General features: G+C 69.5%; 11 protein-coding genes and 1 pseudogene. 7 read left to right on the forward strand and 5 right to left on the reverse strand.

Going from position 1 to position 14,640, the window contains the following annotated elements; translation table 11 throughout:
* Nucleotides 1-81: 81 nt before the first annotated feature.
* Nucleotides 82-255, forward strand: a complete 174-nt coding sequence (locus tag ACOZ38_RS44190; protein ID WP_424536769.1) for a hypothetical protein — start codon at nucleotides 82-84, stop codon at nucleotides 253-255.
* 102 nt (nucleotides 256-357) lie between these two features.
* Nucleotides 358-1,749 (forward strand): glycoside hydrolase family 6 protein, encoded by a 1,392-nt coding sequence (locus ACOZ38_RS44195; protein ID WP_424536770.1) that lies wholly within the window; start codon nucleotides 358-360, stop codon nucleotides 1,747-1,749.
* A 106-nt stretch (nucleotides 1,750-1,855) separates the two neighbouring features.
* On the opposite strand, the gene ACOZ38_RS44200 is transcribed toward ACOZ38_RS44195, so the two are convergent.
* Both ACOZ38_RS44200 and ACOZ38_RS44205 read right to left on the reverse strand, forming a co-directional pair.
* A complete protein-coding gene (locus tag ACOZ38_RS44200) occupies nucleotides 1,856-3,031 on the reverse strand; it encodes a CU044_5270 family protein (protein WP_424536771.1) in 1,176 nt (391 codons plus the stop codon).
* Nucleotides 3,028-3,561, reverse strand: a complete 534-nt coding sequence (locus ACOZ38_RS44205) for an RNA polymerase sigma factor (RefSeq protein ID WP_424536772.1) — start codon at nucleotides 3,559-3,561, stop codon at nucleotides 3,028-3,030. Before ACOZ38_RS44205 ends, ACOZ38_RS44200 begins: the two co-directional genes overlap by 4 nt.
* A 216-nt stretch (nucleotides 3,562-3,777) precedes the next feature.
* On the opposite strand from ACOZ38_RS44205, the gene ACOZ38_RS44210 reads away from it, so the two are divergent.
* Nucleotides 3,778-5,322 (forward strand): Ig-like domain-containing protein, encoded by a 1,545-nt coding sequence (locus tag ACOZ38_RS44210; protein WP_424536773.1) that lies wholly within the window; start codon nucleotides 3,778-3,780, stop codon nucleotides 5,320-5,322.
* Between the two features lie 26 nt (nucleotides 5,323-5,348).
* Here the strand turns inward: ACOZ38_RS44210 and ACOZ38_RS44215 are convergent, their stop codons facing one another.
* Complete coding sequence (locus ACOZ38_RS44215; protein WP_424536774.1) at nucleotides 5,349-5,957, reverse strand: TetR/AcrR family transcriptional regulator C-terminal domain-containing protein; 609 nt, start codon at nucleotides 5,955-5,957, stop codon at nucleotides 5,349-5,351.
* Nucleotides 5,958-6,010: 53 nt separating this feature from the next.
* On the opposite strand from ACOZ38_RS44215, the gene ACOZ38_RS44220 reads away from it, so the two are divergent.
* Both ACOZ38_RS44220 and ACOZ38_RS44225 read left to right on the forward strand, forming a co-directional pair.
* Entirely contained in the window at nucleotides 6,011-6,811 is an 801-nt protein-coding gene (locus tag ACOZ38_RS44220; RefSeq protein WP_424536775.1) for an alpha/beta fold hydrolase, read from the forward strand.
* Nucleotides 6,812-6,880: 69 nt separating this feature from the next.
* A complete protein-coding gene (locus ACOZ38_RS44225; protein WP_424536776.1) occupies nucleotides 6,881-7,780 on the forward strand; it encodes an aminoglycoside phosphotransferase family protein in 900 nt (299 codons plus the stop codon).
* Here ACOZ38_RS44225 and ACOZ38_RS44230 read toward each other — a convergent pair.
* Entirely contained in the window at nucleotides 7,739-9,250 is a 1,512-nt protein-coding gene (locus ACOZ38_RS44230) for a methyltransferase domain-containing protein (protein ID WP_424536777.1), read from the reverse strand. The genes ACOZ38_RS44225 and ACOZ38_RS44230 overlap by 42 nt on opposite strands.
* 354 nt (nucleotides 9,251-9,604) lie before the next feature.
* On the opposite strand from ACOZ38_RS44230, the gene ACOZ38_RS44235 reads away from it, so the two are divergent.
* Together ACOZ38_RS44235 and ACOZ38_RS44240 are read left to right on the forward strand one after the other, a co-directional pair.
* Entirely contained in the window at nucleotides 9,605-10,630 is a 1,026-nt protein-coding gene (locus tag ACOZ38_RS44235; protein WP_424536778.1) for an ATP-binding cassette domain-containing protein, read from the forward strand.
* Nucleotides 10,627-11,463, forward strand: coding sequence for an ABC transporter permease (locus ACOZ38_RS44240; RefSeq protein WP_424536779.1), 837 nt, complete (start codon nucleotides 10,627-10,629; stop codon nucleotides 11,461-11,463). Before ACOZ38_RS44235 ends, ACOZ38_RS44240 begins: the two co-directional genes overlap by 4 nt.
* A 1,680-nt stretch (nucleotides 11,464-13,143) precedes the next feature.
* Here the strand turns inward: ACOZ38_RS44240 and ACOZ38_RS44245 are convergent.
* Nucleotides 13,144-14,514: pseudogene (locus ACOZ38_RS44245) on the reverse strand (ATP-binding protein); the annotation flags it as partial.
* Nucleotides 14,515-14,640 lie beyond the last annotated feature (126 nt).

The following is a 14,640-nucleotide window of genomic DNA, read 5'->3' on the forward strand; positions in this document are numbered from 1 at the left end:
TGGCTTACGGCCGGTGAACCGACGGCTCACCGCCGGTTCGGGAACCAGGTCTGACACCTCTGATCCGCCAGGGGAGCACGCATGGCCGCCCCCACCGAAGTCAACCGCTCCGCCCCGGTTCCGGCCCACTCCGAGATCGACGTCGACGCCCCGCGCACCGACCGGCGCGGTCACAACGGGCCCAGGCGTCGTGTGATGAAAGTTTCAGCTGCCACCGGCGGCGTCGACATGCCCAGCCTGCGGCTATTAAGTTGAGAGCCTGGCCTTAGTAACCGAGCCCTTCTGGGACCGGCGGCGGCTCCCTACGATCCGGGGAAGTTGGTGGGAGCGCTCCCACCGTACCGGACGGAGTATTTCATGGCTCGCAGAAGGCCCTTGATGACGGCCATCCTCACCGTGGCCGCCACGGCCGCGGCGGGGGCGGCCGTCTTCACCTCGTCCGCCGCCCAGGCCGCCGACTCCGCTTTCTACGTGGATCCGCAGACCAACGCGGCCAAATGGGTGGCGGCCAACCCCGGCGACAGCCGTACCGCCGTGATCAGGGACAGGATCGCCGCGGTCCCCCAGGGCCGGTGGTTCGCCAGCTACAACCCCACGACCGTACGCGGCCAGGTCGACACCTACGTCGGCGCGGCGGCGGCAGCGGGCAAGATCCCGATCATGGTCGTGTACGACATGCCGAACCGCGACTGTGGAGGCGCGAGCGCGGGCGGCGCACCCGACCACACCGCGTACCGCGCCTGGATCGACGAGATCGCGGCCGGCCTCGGCGGGCGGCCGGCGACGATCGTCCTGGAGCCGGACGCACTGGCGATCATGACGAACTGCATGGACTCCACGCAGCAGGCCAACGTGAAGGCGTCCATGGCGTACGCCGGCAAGAAGTTCAGGGGCACGTCGTCCCAGGTCAAGGTCTACTTCGACATCGGCCACGACGCCTGGCTCTCCGCCTCGGAGGCCGCGTCCCGCCTGAACGGCGCCGACGTCGCCAACAGCGCCGACGGCATCGCCCTCAACACCTCGAACTACCGGGCCACTCCCGGCCTGGTGTCGTACGCGAAGGGCATCATCTCCGCGACCGGCGTCTCCAGGCTGCGCGCGGTGATCGACACCAGCCGCAACGGCAACGGCCCGTCCGGCAGCGAGTGGTGTGACCCGGCCGGCCGCGCGACGGGCACCTGGAGCACGACGAGCACCGGTGACGCGTCGATCGACGCGTTCCTCTGGGTGAAGCCTCCGGGTGAGTCGGACGGCTGCATCGGCCCCGCGGGGCAGTTCGTACCGCAGCGTGCCTACGACCTGGCCGTCGCCGCCCCTCCGCCCACCGGCAACCCGACCCCGACCCCCACCCGGACCCCCACTCCTACCCCGACCCCCACTCCGACGCCCACGCCCACCCGGACCCCGACGCCCACCCCCACCCCCACCCCGACCTTCACCGGCAATGTCGGCTGCACGGCGACCTACAAGGTGACCAGCCAGTGGCAGGGCGGCTTCCAGAGCGAGGTCACGGTGAAGAACGCCGGCACGGCTCCGATCGGCGCCTGGAAGGTCCAGTGGACGCTCCCCAGCGGGCAGTCGATCTCGCAACTGTGGAACGGCAACCTCTCGACCAGCGGCAGCGGCGTCACCGTCACGAACCTGAACTGGAACGGCAGCGTCCCGGTCAACGGAACCACCACCTTCGGCTTCCTCGCCAACGGAGCGAGTAACGCCACCCCCTCCCCGCTCATCTGCACCGCTTCCTAGCACCGGCCGGGAGCCACCTACCGGCTCCGCGATGGCGAACAGGGCCCTTTCCACACCAGGAAAGGGCCCTTCGCCCGCCGTGCACGTGAATCCAGACGGAGCGGAGTCAATCGCGCTTGGCGGGCAGCGACGGCCTGGCGTCGGTCCAGCCCATCTGCTGGTAGGCCGTGAAGCTGGTGGTCTTCGCGGTACGGCCGCCGGCGAGCTCGACCGTGGTCGTCGTCGACTGCGCGAGCGGCAGGCCCGTCGCGGAATCGATCACGTTCACGACGTCGTACGCCTTCTCCCCCCGCCCGGAGCCGGCGGCCACCTGGTAGCCGAACGCCTCGCCCGTACGGCCCAGCGGATCCTTCACCCTGCCCAGAGACGTAAGCGCGGGCATGGTGGCCAGGATGCGATAGGCGGAGGCGCGGACAGCGGGTGAGACGGGCAGACCGAAGACGATCTCCATGCAGGCTTCCCGCAGGGCCGAGTCCCGCCCTCCCGGGTCCTGCCCGGAGCCGCCCTTGGCCGGGGCGGTGAGGCGCTGTTCGAGGTAAGCGCGCAGTTCCCGCTCGCCGCTCGGAATGTGGCGGATCTCGTCCCAGGTGAGGGACTTCTTGGTCAGCGACCCACCCAAGCCCTTCCACCCGCCGCCCAGCCGCGCGGCCATCTTCTCCTCCGCTCCGGCCCGCACCAGCTCCGACGAGTTGACTCCGACGTATCCGGTCATGTCCAGCGGGTACTTCCACTGGGTCGGCGAGCCCGCCTTCCGCCAGGCGGCCCGGTCCTCGCGGCCGAGCGGCTTCGCGCCGAGGTACTGCGTGATCCACCAGCTCTGTGCCCCGGACCCGCGCGCCAGCCACTCGTCCTTGAGGAATCGCCGCCTGATGACGTAGCCGCGATCAGGCGAGATCGCGTCCATGCCGGAAATCGTGGTGGTGCGCCAGTACGCGCCCGACAGGGGCGCCTTCGTGACGGCGGTGACCGCGGTGGCGGCGGCCAGCAGGACCTGGCGCGCCGACGGCCGCATGCCGGGCGAGGCCGCCGGCGAAGGGTTCGGCCCCCGCCCGTCCGGCGCCGTCACCATGGTGATCACCAGAACCGTGGCGGCCACGCTCGCCGCCGACGCGAGCCACGGCACCGGCCCGCGCAGCCTCTTGGCGCGCGGCCTGCCGACCTGTCCCGGCGGCTCGGACATGATCGAGGCCAGCAGCGCCTGGGCCCCCACTCCGGACACCTGGCCGGCAGGCTCGCCGCTCAGGTCGTCGTCGTGCACTCTGGCGAGATCATCCAGGTTCACAGTGCGGTCCTCTCGAAGAGCGGAAGGTCGATCCCCGCGTCTGCCAGGGCACGCGCGAACCGTTTGCGTGCCCGGTGCAGCCGGACACGTACGGCGTTGCGGGTGATACCGAGCGTGCGCGCCACCTGCTCGGTGTCGAGCTTCTCCCAGGCGACCAGCGACAGCAGCTCCCTGTCATCGTCGTTCAGGGTCCTGAAGACCCGGCCGAGCCGCGCGTACTCGGCCGGCGGCGGCCCGGTCAGCGCCGGGGAGGCGGTGATCTGCTCACGTAGCGCGGCGGTGCGCCGCTCATGCCGCCGTTCGCCGCGCCGGTGGTTCGCGAGCGTCCTGCGGGCCACGCCGTACAGCCAGAGCCTGGCCTCGTCCCCCGGCGGGATCTCGTCGATCCGCCGCCATGCGACGGCGAACGTCTCGGCCACCACGTCGGCCGCGTCGTCGGGATCTCGGCAACGGCGCAGGACGTACCCGAGTATGGGGCGATAGGCGTGTTCGTATATCTGTACGAACCGGCCGTGGGGATCAAGTCCCATCCGGCCTCCTCACATGATCTGGTCACCCTTCCATGTCCGGAATCTCGGAAGCATTACCGGTTACCGGCAAGTTCCGGCGGTCGCGGGCGTGCCCGAGGGGGGCGACACGGAGATCACACAGCCCGGCACCTGACGCGACGGATCGATCACTCAGAGTAGCGTCGTCGTGAAGTTGATCTACGAGGACATCCCTCACGACAGAGTGGGAGTTCAGTGTTGACATCACGACGACCCGGATCCGCGCTCACCGCGCTGGCCTGCACCCTCATGGCGCTGCTGGCCACATCGGGTACTCAGGTGGCGGCCGGCACCGGTGCGCACGCCGCCACCACCGCACGGCAGGCTGTCACGCGAGCCGCCGCCACGCCCTGTGTCCGGCAGGGGCAGACGACCTACCCCGTCAGTTACTACTGGAAGAACGTATTCGGCGGAATGCTGGGCAGCGGGTCGGTCTCGGTCGACACCTCCCCATCCCTGTGGGGCGGGCAGATCACACCGGGCGGCACCTTCACCCTGACGCTGGCGCACCGTACGGCCCAGTGGCCGCTGCTGGTCAGGAGCTACACCACCACGTGGGACCTGTCGTCACTGCTGGCCAGCGCTGATGTCGTCAGCCAGTCGGGGACCGGCACCATCAGCGGCAACACCCTGTCGATCGCCTCGCAGGGTACCAAGACCGACCCATCCCCGAAGGTCATCACCTTCCAGGTCAGGCAGGGCACCATCGGGCGCGGCATGACCATCCGGCCGACCGGGATCAGCAGCGTCATCGCCGCCCCGGGCCAGCTCGGAAACAACACACCCGCCGCTCCGATCCAGATCGTGAGCGGGCAGTCCATCTCGCCCACCAACGCCGCCGCCGACACCGCCACCACCCCGATGGGCGCAGCCGTCAGCATCCCCGTCCTGGCCAACGACACCGCCACCTCACCGACGATCAGCGGCGTCACCAAGCCCGGCAACGGCACCGCGACGATCTCCGGCGGCAACGTGAACTACACACCCGCCCCGGGCTTCAACGGCGCCGACAGCTTCAGCTACACCATCACCACCGCCTGCGGCACCAGCACCGCCACGGTCACGGTCACCGTCACCTGTCCCTGGAAACCGGTCAACCTGGTCAACGGCAGCTTCGAGACGCCGCCTGTGGCCACGGTCGACTGGTCCATCCCCGACGCCTCCACCAACCCGGGCGTCGGCTGGCACACCACCGCCACGGACAACAAGCTGGAGTTCTGGCGGGGCGGCGCGAGCGGGATACCGGCAGCCGACGGCCAGCAGTTCGCCGAGCTCAATGCCAACCAGGTCTCCACTCTCTACCAGGACCTGCCCACCGTTCCCGGGACACCGATGACCTGGGCTCTGCATCACCGAGGCCGCCTGGGGACCGACGTGATGCGGGTGCTCATCGGCGCACCAGGCGCGACCGTGGCTCAAGTCCCTGCCGGGGCCTCCTCTCCGGACATCTCCGACGGCAACACCGCCTGGGGCTACTACACCGGGGTGTACGTCGTGCCTCCGGGACAGACCACCACACGATTCGCCTTCGAATCGGTGTCAGCCGCAGGTGGCACCCCGACGGCCGGCAACTTCCTGGACGGAGTGGTGTTCGGAACGCCGCCGTGCCTGCACCCGACGACGAACGCGGTCAGGGCGGGCGGATCCCCGGATGCGCACCTTGCGGCCCGCGGCATCCCTACCATGGCCATCAACGCCAACGATGACCGGAAAGCGCGGAAGCTCGAGCCCTCCGCGCGTTGACGATTCGTCGACCAGCGGCGGCCCTCTCAACCCAACGCGTCGGCCGTGCCTGTGATGATCGTGCGCAGGCCGTGTTCGAAGGCGTCCTCGCCGAGTGGGCCGCCGCCCGCGTGCAGGGCCGCCGTCAGGGTCGGCACCGCTTCCTCGCGGGGGCGTCCGCTCGGACGGGTCGCCTGCTCCTGCAGTACGAACCCGGTGATGTAGTGCGTGAGGGTGCTGATCGTGCGCACCGCGAGCACGGGGGTGAAGCCGCGACCTGTCATCGCGGCCAGCTCCTCCTCGAACATCCGCACCGTCTCCGGGCTCAGCTCCGCCGCGCCGGACACGACGCGGGCGCCGTCGCGGTAGGCGAGCAGCGAGGCCCGGTACGCGCGGGCCCGCCTGGCCAGCCACTCCTGCCAGGACTCTTCCGGCCGCGGCGGCCCCATGCCGGCGGCCCGCACGATCTCATCGGCCATGCCGTCCAGCAGCTCCTGTTTCGTGCGGATGTGCCAGTAGAGCGCCGGTGACTGGACGCCCAGCTCGGCGGCGAGCCGGCGGACCGTCAGCCCATCCAGGCCGACCTCGTCCAGCAACCGCAGCGCGGCGTCGATCATCGTCTGCCGGGTCAGCCCGGCCCGTCCGCGGTCGCTCATCATTGCCACCTTAGCAACGCTAAGCTAGCCTTAGCATCGCTAAGGAGGCTTTCATGCTCATCACCACAGCGCCTGACGGCACCGAGGTCCGAGCCATGGACGAGGGCCGGGGGCCGGCGGTGCTGGTTCTCCATCCCGGGCTGGACGACGGCCGCTCCTGGGACAAGGTGGCGACCCTGCTGGCGCCGCGTCACCGCGTCGTACGCCTGCACCGACGGCAGTACCGGCAGGACCTGCCCGGCCCCGCGACGATCCAGCAGGAGGTCGAGCACGTGCTCGCCGCCGCGCGGGAGATCGACACCCCGATCCTGCTCGTCGGCCACTCCTCCGGCGCGGTCGTCGCTCTGGAGTCGCTGGTCACCGCGCCCGAAATGTTCGCCGGCGCCGTCCTCTACGAGCCACCCGTCGTGATCGGCGCCCCGCTCGGCGGCCCCGGCGGCGAGATCAACATCCGCGCCCGGCGGGCCATCGCGGCCGGCCGCCCCGGCAGGGCACTGCGCATCTTCATCCGGGACACCGTGCGACTGCCGGCCTGGATGGCCTTCCTGGCCGGCGTGTTCACCGCCCTCAGCCCGCGGCTGCGCCCGCTCGTCCCCCACCAGATCGACGACAACGAGGCGCTGGACCGGCTCGGCGTCCGCCTCGGCGCCTACGCCGGGATCGACACCCCGGTGCTGCTGCTCGGCGGCGATCGAAGCCCCGCTCACCTGAGCGAACGCCTCGATGCACTGGCCCGCGTGCTACCCGGCGCCGAGCGGGTGGTGCTGCGTGGACAGGGGCACACCGCCCACGCGTCCGCACCCGCCCAGGTCGCTGCCACGATCGAGTCCTTCGCCACCAGGCTCACAGGCTGACCGAGCTCGAACCGCCGACGTCGGAAACTCGGTTGCCGCGGTCACCCGAGTTCGCAAGGATTCCGATATATGGGCGCGACGAAGATGCATGCCGACGAGATCGAGACCGATGCCGGGCTGGTGCGCCGATTGCTCGCGGGGCAGTTCCCGCAGTGGGCCGATCTGCCGGTCGATCCGGTCGAGTCGTACGGGACCGATCACGACATCTATCGGCTCGGTGACCACCTGGCCGCCCGACTGCCGCGCATCGGATGGGCCACGGCGCAAGCGGCGAAGGAGGCGGAGTGGCTGCCGAAGCTCGCGCCGCACCTGCCGCTCGCGCTCCCGGTGCAACTGGCGATGGGGCATCCCGCCGAGGGCTATCCCTTCGACTGGTCGGTGTACGAGTGGCTGCCCGGGAAGAACGCCAACGGCACGATCGACGATCTGGATCAGGCGGCCGTTGATCTGGCCGCGTTCGTGACCGCGCTGCGCCAGGTCGACACGGCTGGTGCGCATCCGCGGCCTCGTGGCGCTCGTGGCGCACCGCTCGCGGAGAACGACGAGCATGTTCGCTGGTCGATCGCACAACTCGGCGACCGCATCGACGGCGCCGCCGCGCTCCGCTCGTGGCAGGAGTCCCTGGACGCCCCGGCCTGGGACGGTCCGGAGGTCTGGGTGCACGGCGATCTACTGCCGGGCAACCTGCTCGTCGTGGACGGCCGCCTGTCGGCGGTCATCGACTTCGGTGGCCTCAACGTGGGCGATCCCGCCTGTGATCTGCAGCCCGCGTGGAACGTCTTCACGGGGGACAGTCGCGAGCGGTTCCGAGCCGAACTCGCGGTCGACTACGCGTCATGGTCGCGTGGCCGAGGCTGGGCACTCTGCCAGGCCGTGGCGGCCCTGCCGTACTACTGGGACACCAACCCCGGCATAATCCGCCAAGCCTCAAACGCCCTGACCCAGATCCTCGCCGACGGCTCCCCCTGATCGGCACGGCGGCCGACGCCCTCGGCCGGGTCCCTCTTTCTGGGTAGGGGAGAGCTGGTAGACCTGGGTTTCGAGGGGGATGCTGATCTCGCATTCGGTGCTGAAGTAGTGGTCCTGCGCTTCCTTGAACGATTGTTCGATGCCGCTCTGTGAGCGTACGAAGGACAATAGGTTCCAAGCGTCTGCGTGTCCGAGGCGGATCCTGTCCGGATCGAAGATCGGCTGGGCGTCTCCTGTGTTTCCGAGCGTTGTGGCAAAACGCCGGACGAGCTGGAAGCCGAACTCCTCGGCGCGATCCGGCAGGTCGTTCATGACCAAGCGATCGCCGACATAGTTGCGATCGTATGCCTTGACCACGCGCTGAATCACCTCAGGGGCGGAGAAGCCGGCGTCGTTGACATCGACCACGTACAGAAGCCCACCGCGCCGCAAGATCCGGCGCATTTCGAGGAGGGCGAGATCCAGACTGCGAAGATGCACGAACAGGAAGTGTGCCGTGACCACGTCGTGTGACGAATCAGGCTCACCTGTGGTGTAAGCGGTACCCTGCCGGAAATCGTATTCCGGGAAGTTCGAACGGGCTCTGACGAGCAGCTGAGGAGCGGGTTCGACACCCTGCACGCGGTACCCGGCCAGTGGCTCCTCTTTCGCGATCGCCGCCAGATACTCCCCGGGGCCGGTCCCGATGTCCAGCAGCGACGCGGGCGCGGGCGGGAACGGTGTCGAGGCCAGGCGGGGACGCTGCTCGGCGAGTATCAAGCGGCCCTGGGCCGTCAGACGAGGCGCCTCCGTCTGGATGGCCAGTAATTCGAGGTAATGGTTCTCCACCGCGAGGCGCTCCACCGCCAGGAGATCGTCACGCCCGTTCTCCACGAGAAACCGGGCGAGCGAGGGAACGAATACGGGGCTGCCGTCGGAGGAGTCCCTGGCGAGATCTCGGTGCTTGAGGTAGAACTCCTCCAGGGCTTCCTCGCCCTCTACTTTCATTACCGCTACGGCGTCGTCGCCGGAACCGACCTCGGTATGGTAGACGAAATTTCTTCTCGCGTATCGTTCGATAAGATGCGGTTGCTCGCTCACGCGCACGATGAGAAAGAAACGGGACGGCCGCAGCGCCTCGCAGATCTGACGCACCATCGAGGTCGCGAGCTCTGCGCTGATAAGACTGCCCCGATGCGTCGGAAGTCCTACTCGCTTGCCGATCTCAACCGTGGGTCCGTCCGTATCCGGCAGCTCCATGACGGCCAGTTCGGGGGCTCCCGGTTCGTAGACGTACGCGGAGATGACCGCCACGATCTTTCCACCGGATATGGCGCAGAGATGAAGGCCGTCCGGATCCCTGTCGTGGTGTATTCTGTGCTCTCGCCAACCCAGTTCGTCGGTGAAGACGCGTCTCCGAACCCCAAGGATCTCTTCGCCGGCATCGCGCCAATCAAGCCAGCGTACTTCTATTTCGCTTCTGTGATCCATTGCCGATTACCTCACATGGATTGCGGAGCAGGAGCGACAATCCGAGGTGCAGCGCCCACCCGTTCGACCCCGCCCACGCTGGCTGGTCATCCTTGTGATCGGCTTAAGATCACTTCTCGGCGAGAGCCTTCCGCCGCACGCCGGCCAGGTCGTACCGTGCACATCACCGACCGGACCCCTACCGTGCCGTTGCCCTTAACGCCATCGCCAACGCCGCCGAATACCCCGATCCCCCTGGTGAACTGACTTGCTCACTTCGCTCGACTGGCGGAGGAACGCATCCGGCAGAGGTCCCCGCAACCGGTGAAACCCGGTCGAGGGTGCCGTGAAACCGGCGCCACCGAGAGTGAGGCCATGAGCATCACAGAACTCGGACGAACCGGCGGCGGCCCGGCCCCCGCCGCGGGCACTGATCTGGCCGTACATGCGGAAGGGCTGGTGAAGACGTTCGGCGAGCACCGTGCCGTCGACGGGATCGACCTGGACGTACGCCCAGGTGAGATCTTCGGCGTCCTCGGCCCGAACGGCGCCGGCAAGACCACCACGCTACGGATGCTGGCCACCCTGTTGAAGATCGACGCGGGCCGTGCCGAGATCTTCGGGGTCGACGTGGCCGGCAACCCGCACGTGATCCGCCAGCTCGTCGGCGTCACCGGACAGTACGCATCGGTCGACGAGAACCTGACCGCCCGCGAGAACCTCTGGCTTTTCAGTCGCCTGCAGGGCATCGCCGCGCCGCGCGCCCGGCGCATCGCCACCGAGCTGCTGAGCCAGTTCGGCCTGGAGGAAGCCGCCGGCAAACCGATCGCGCAGTTCTCCGGCGGCATGCGGCGGCGCCTCGACCTGGCGGCCAGCCTGATCACCAGGCCACCGCTGATCTTCCTCGACGAGCCCACCACCGGTCTCGATCCGCGCACGCGCGGCCAGATGTGGGACACCATCCGCGGTCTGGTCGCCGATGGCTGCACGGTGCTGCTGACCACGCAATATCTGGACGAGGCCGACCAGCTCGCCGATCGCGTCGCCGTTATCGACCACGGCCGCAAAGTCGCCGAGGGCACCCCCGACGAGTTGAAGACCGCGGTCGGCAACTCCGCCCTCCAGTTGCTGCTCGCCGAGCCGGGCGCGGTGCCCGCCGCCGTGGAGGTCGTGCGGCGCGTCCTCGGCTCCGACCCGATCCTCGGCCCGGAGCAGGGCCGCCTCAACGTCGCCCTCGACCAGGCCGACCTGGCCGCGGACGTACTGATCGCGCTTCGCGCCGCCGGAGTGTCCATTTCCTCGGTGAGCGTGGCCAAGCCCAGCCTGGACGAGGTGTTCCTCGCCCTCACCGGCCATGAAACGGACGGGGACGACAAGACCGGCATGGGGGAGAACCGATGAGCACTATGATCGCACCCGCCCGCGAGGCGGTCCGGGCCGCCGACCGCGTGGCCGCCGCCCGGCGGCGCATCTCCATTGGGGAGACGCTCGGCCAGACCCTGATGATGGCGTGGCGGGCGCTCAAGAAGATGCGCCGCAACCCGGAGCAGTTCTTCGACGTGGCGCTGCAGCCGATCCTGTTCACCGCGATGTTCGCCTTCATCTTCGGCGGCGCCATCGCCGGCGACGTGGAGAGCTACCTCCCCCTGATGATCCCCGGCATCCTCGCCCAGACCGTGCTGACGACGTGCATGGCCACGGGCACGCAACTCCGCGAAGACATGGAGAAGGGTGTCTTCGATCGGTTCAAGTCGTTGCCGATCGCCCGGATCGCGCCGCTCGCCGGCCCGATGGTGGCCGACCTGCTGCGCTATACGATCGCGGCCACTCTGACCTTCGCCATGGGTCTGGTGCTGGGCTACCGCCCGGGCGGCGGAGTGGGCGGCGTGCTCGCCGCGATCCTGCTGGCGATCTTCACGGGCTGGTCGCTGGCCTGGGTCTTCACCTGGGTCGGCACGATCGCCCGGAGCGCCCAGGCCGTGCAGGGCATCTCCATGATGATCTTGTTCCCCTTGACGTTCCTGTCGAACGCGTTCGTCCCCGTCGAGACCCTGCCCGACTGGCTGGCCGCGTTCGTACGGATCAACCCGGTCTCACACCTGGTCACGGCCGCCCGCGACCTCGCCAACAGCGCCCTCGTCAGCGGAGAGGTGGCCTGGACGCTCCTGGCGTGCCTGATCGTCATCGCGATCTTCGCGCCGCTGTCGGTACGCAGCTACAAACGGCACATGTGACCTCCGTCCGTCACGGCCGGAAACCTGCTCGACGAGACTCCGCGCCTCGTCGAGCAGGTCGGAGCCGCGTCGATCGCCGTACTCGGCCCGCACGGCGGCGATCATCCCGGGCGCGGCCCGCTCCGCGTACGGTTCGATCCGCTCGAAGGTCATGCTGGGCATGCTGCTGTTGTACGCGAACCGCTCGGCCAGCACCAGCAACCCGATCGAGTCGCCGGGGGCCATGGCTCCCCGCAGCAACCCCCAGGCGCCGAGCGCGAAGAGCATCGAGCCGCACAGCGGGTAGTCGAGGACGGGGTTCTTCACGCCCAGCAGGTCGTAGCCCCGGACGGCGGAGAACAACTCCTCGCCGTACCGGACGTCTTCCGGCGGGGCGTGGTACGCGTACGCCGTCAGAGTGACCGACACCGCGACGATCGTCCACGGCGTGAACTCCGTGCGCGGCATCCCGGGCAGGCGCAGATCGCGTGCCCGCTGGACGGCCAGGCGGTATTCCGCGAGCGCGGCGGCCGTCTCGCCGCGGGCGAGTGCGAGCTCGGCCGCGCACAATGAGACGATCGCAATCCCGCCGAGCACTGCCTCGCTGTCGTTGATCCGGGTGATCTCGGCGAGCTCGACCTCCGCGGTGTCGAGGTCGCCGTCGGCGAGCGCGGAGGTCAGCAGCACCGCGCGCAGCTGGGTCTCCTCGTCGGTGGCGCCGAGCCGGCTCAGCACCGGGATGGCGGTCCGCGCGTGTCCGACCGCCCGCCGGCGGTCACCGAGCTGAATGAACAGGTTGGCCAGCACGGCATGCATGATCGAGGCGAGCCACGGTCCCTCGTCCTCGCGGAGCATCGTCAGGGTCCGCTCGGCGGCCTCGATCGCCCCGGTCACGTCACCCGCGTTCTCCAAGACGTGGACGCTCATCTGCGTCGCCGCCAAGGCGATGTCACGGTCGGTGCTCCGGCACAACTCCGCCAGCCGGTGGCGCACCTCGGCGCCGTCGGCCGCGAGCAGTACCGTGGCCATCGCCGCCACGCGGGGATCCGTCGCGTCAGTGGTGGGCAGCGTACGGAGGAGATCGCGCAACGGATCGACACGGCGATCGGTGATGATCGCGATGTTCGTGAGCGTGATCAGCATGGCGGCCCTGGTCACCTCGACGAGGTACGGCGGCGGCGCCCAGCCGGTGATCACCTGGCTGATCGCGCCCCAGTGAACGAGGATCCGGGAGTGGTCGCCACGGATCGACCACAGCGCGCCGACGCCGGCCAGCAACTGGACCGTCGTAACGGGATCGGACTCGCCGAGAGCCTGCCGGAGCAGATCGGCGAGGTTGCTCTCCTCGACGCGCAACGCGTCGACCGCCGCGAACTGCGCCGGGCTGAACAGCTCGAAGGCGTGTTCAAGGGCGTACGCCGTCGCCCAGGCCCGCTGCGCCGCCCGAGCGGGCGCCTCCTCGCCGGCCTCCTTCAACCGCATCCGCCCGAACTCCCTGACGGTCTCCAGCATCCGGTAGCGGAGGCCGTACGTCGTCTCGCGGACGCTCACCATCGACTGCTCGGTCAGCACGTCCACGACGTGCAGGGCGTCCGGGCCGAGTACATGCTCGGCCGCGGCCAGCGTGAAACCGTCACCGAACAGCGACAACCACCGCAACGCCTGCCGTTCTGGCTCGTCCAGCAGATTCCACGACCAGTCGATGACCGCGAGCAGCGTCTGGTGCCGGTCGGGGGCCGTACGGTTCCCGCCGCGCAGCAGGGCGAACCGGTCCGCCAGGCGCCGCGCGATCTCCTCCACCGACATCACCCGCACCTTGGCCGCGGCCAGCTCGATCGCGAGCGGCAGACCGTCGAGGCGAGCGACGACCTGCTCGACCACTCCCTCGACGATCCGCACACCCGGGCGGGCGGCCGTGGCGCGCTGGCGGAACAACTCCACCGCGTCGCCCGTGGGCAACTCGCCGAGCAGGTAGACGCGTTCGGCGGGGATCGACAAGGAGGCGCGCGAGGTGATCAGCACCCGCAGGTCGCGGGTCGTCACGGTCAGGAACGCCACCAGATCGGCGACGGCCTCGATCACATGCTCGCAGTTGTCCAGGATCAGCAGCGCCGGAGCCTGGTCGAGATGCTGGGCGATCCGGGCGCGAACGTCGGAGCGCTGCTCGGCGGTCAGGGCACGACGCCCGCTGACCGAGTCCCGAACCCCGAGCGCCGAACCCACCTCGCCCACCACGCCCTCCGGCGAGGAGACGCCGACGAGCTCGACGAAATGAGCGACGGGCTGCGCGGCGTTCCTGCCGACGACATGAGCCAGCCGCGTCTTGCCCAGCCCGCCAGGGCCGATGATGGAGACCACCCGGTTGGTCTGCAACAGGGCATGTACCGCACGGATGTCGCCGTCGCGGCCGAGCAGCGAGGAACCGTCGAACAGGATGCCCTCACGCACCGGCCGATCGGCGACGAGGAGTTCGGCGTACACGCGGGCAAGCTCAGGCCCTGGTTCGGTGCCGAGCCGCGCGACCAGACCCGCGCGATACCGCCCGTAGCGCTCCAGAGCGGCGGCGGCACCTCGTACGGCGGCCTCACTGCGCAGCAGGCAGGCGAGCAGCTCCTCGTCGTGCGGCCGATCGGCCACGGCCTCCTCCAGCAGCGGCAGCGCGCTCTCGTGAGCGCCGCTCCGGCCCCGCGCGATCGCCGCCACCCGTCGCGCATCGGCCACCCACCCTGCGGCGACGCCCCTCAGCTCAGCGAGTGGACCCGTGGCGCCATCCAAGCCGCCGGCCACGAGACCCATGGCCTCTTCGGCGCGGCGACACGCGAGCTCCATGTCGTCTTCGCCCAGTGCGGCCCGTGCCTGCTCCACCAGCGCGCCGAGCAGCAGCGCGTCCACCTGACCGGCGGGCAGCCCGAGCCGGTAACCACGCGGGAGCCGCACCACGACGTCGGCGCAGGTCGCCGCCCTGGTCCGCGAGACGACAACCTGCAGCGCCTTCGTCGGGTTGGCCGGCGCCTCGTCGGGCCACAACTCCTCGACCAGGCGCTCGTCACTGAGCCCTGCACGCCCGTGCATGGCGAGTACGGCCAGCAGGGTTTGCGCGCGATCGCCGACCACGCGCGCACCCTGCCAGCGCACGCCATCGAGCAGGACCAGTGCGGGGGACACACCCTCAGCTTACGGACGGCGTCCCACTCCGCC

This window comes from Sphaerisporangium viridialbum (assembly GCF_049674955.1).
In the GTDB taxonomy this organism is placed as follows: domain Bacteria; phylum Actinomycetota; class Actinomycetes; order Streptosporangiales; family Streptosporangiaceae; genus Sphaerisporangium; species Sphaerisporangium viridialbum.

What these genes read in the sequence shown, in the direction of transcription:
- ACOZ38_RS44190 (WP_424536769.1), top strand. Translation starts at nt 82, where the DNA reads ATGGCCGCCCCCACCGAAGTCAACCGCTCCGCCCCGGTTCCGGCCCAC.
- ACOZ38_RS44195 (WP_424536770.1), top strand. Translation starts at nt 358, where the DNA reads ATGGCTCGCAGAAGGCCCTTGATGACGGCCATCCTCACCGTGGCCGCC.
- ACOZ38_RS44205 (WP_424536772.1), bottom strand. Translation starts at nt 3,561, where the DNA reads ATGGGACTTGATCCCCACGGCCGGTTCGTACAGATATACGAACACGCC.
- ACOZ38_RS44215 (WP_424536774.1), bottom strand. Translation starts at nt 5,957, where the DNA reads ATGAGCGACCGCGGACGGGCCGGGCTGACCCGGCAGACGATGATCGAC.
- ACOZ38_RS44220 (WP_424536775.1), top strand. Translation starts at nt 6,011, where the DNA reads ATGCTCATCACCACAGCGCCTGACGGCACCGAGGTCCGAGCCATGGAC.
- ACOZ38_RS44225 (WP_424536776.1), top strand. Translation starts at nt 6,881, where the DNA reads ATGGGCGCGACGAAGATGCATGCCGACGAGATCGAGACCGATGCCGGG.
- ACOZ38_RS44230 (WP_424536777.1), bottom strand. Translation starts at nt 9,250, where the DNA reads ATGGATCACAGAAGCGAAATAGAAGTACGCTGGCTTGATTGGCGCGAT.
- ACOZ38_RS44235 (WP_424536778.1), top strand. Translation starts at nt 9,605, where the DNA reads ATGAGCATCACAGAACTCGGACGAACCGGCGGCGGCCCGGCCCCCGCC.
- ACOZ38_RS44240 (WP_424536779.1), top strand. Translation starts at nt 10,627, where the DNA reads ATGAGCACTATGATCGCACCCGCCCGCGAGGCGGTCCGGGCCGCCGAC.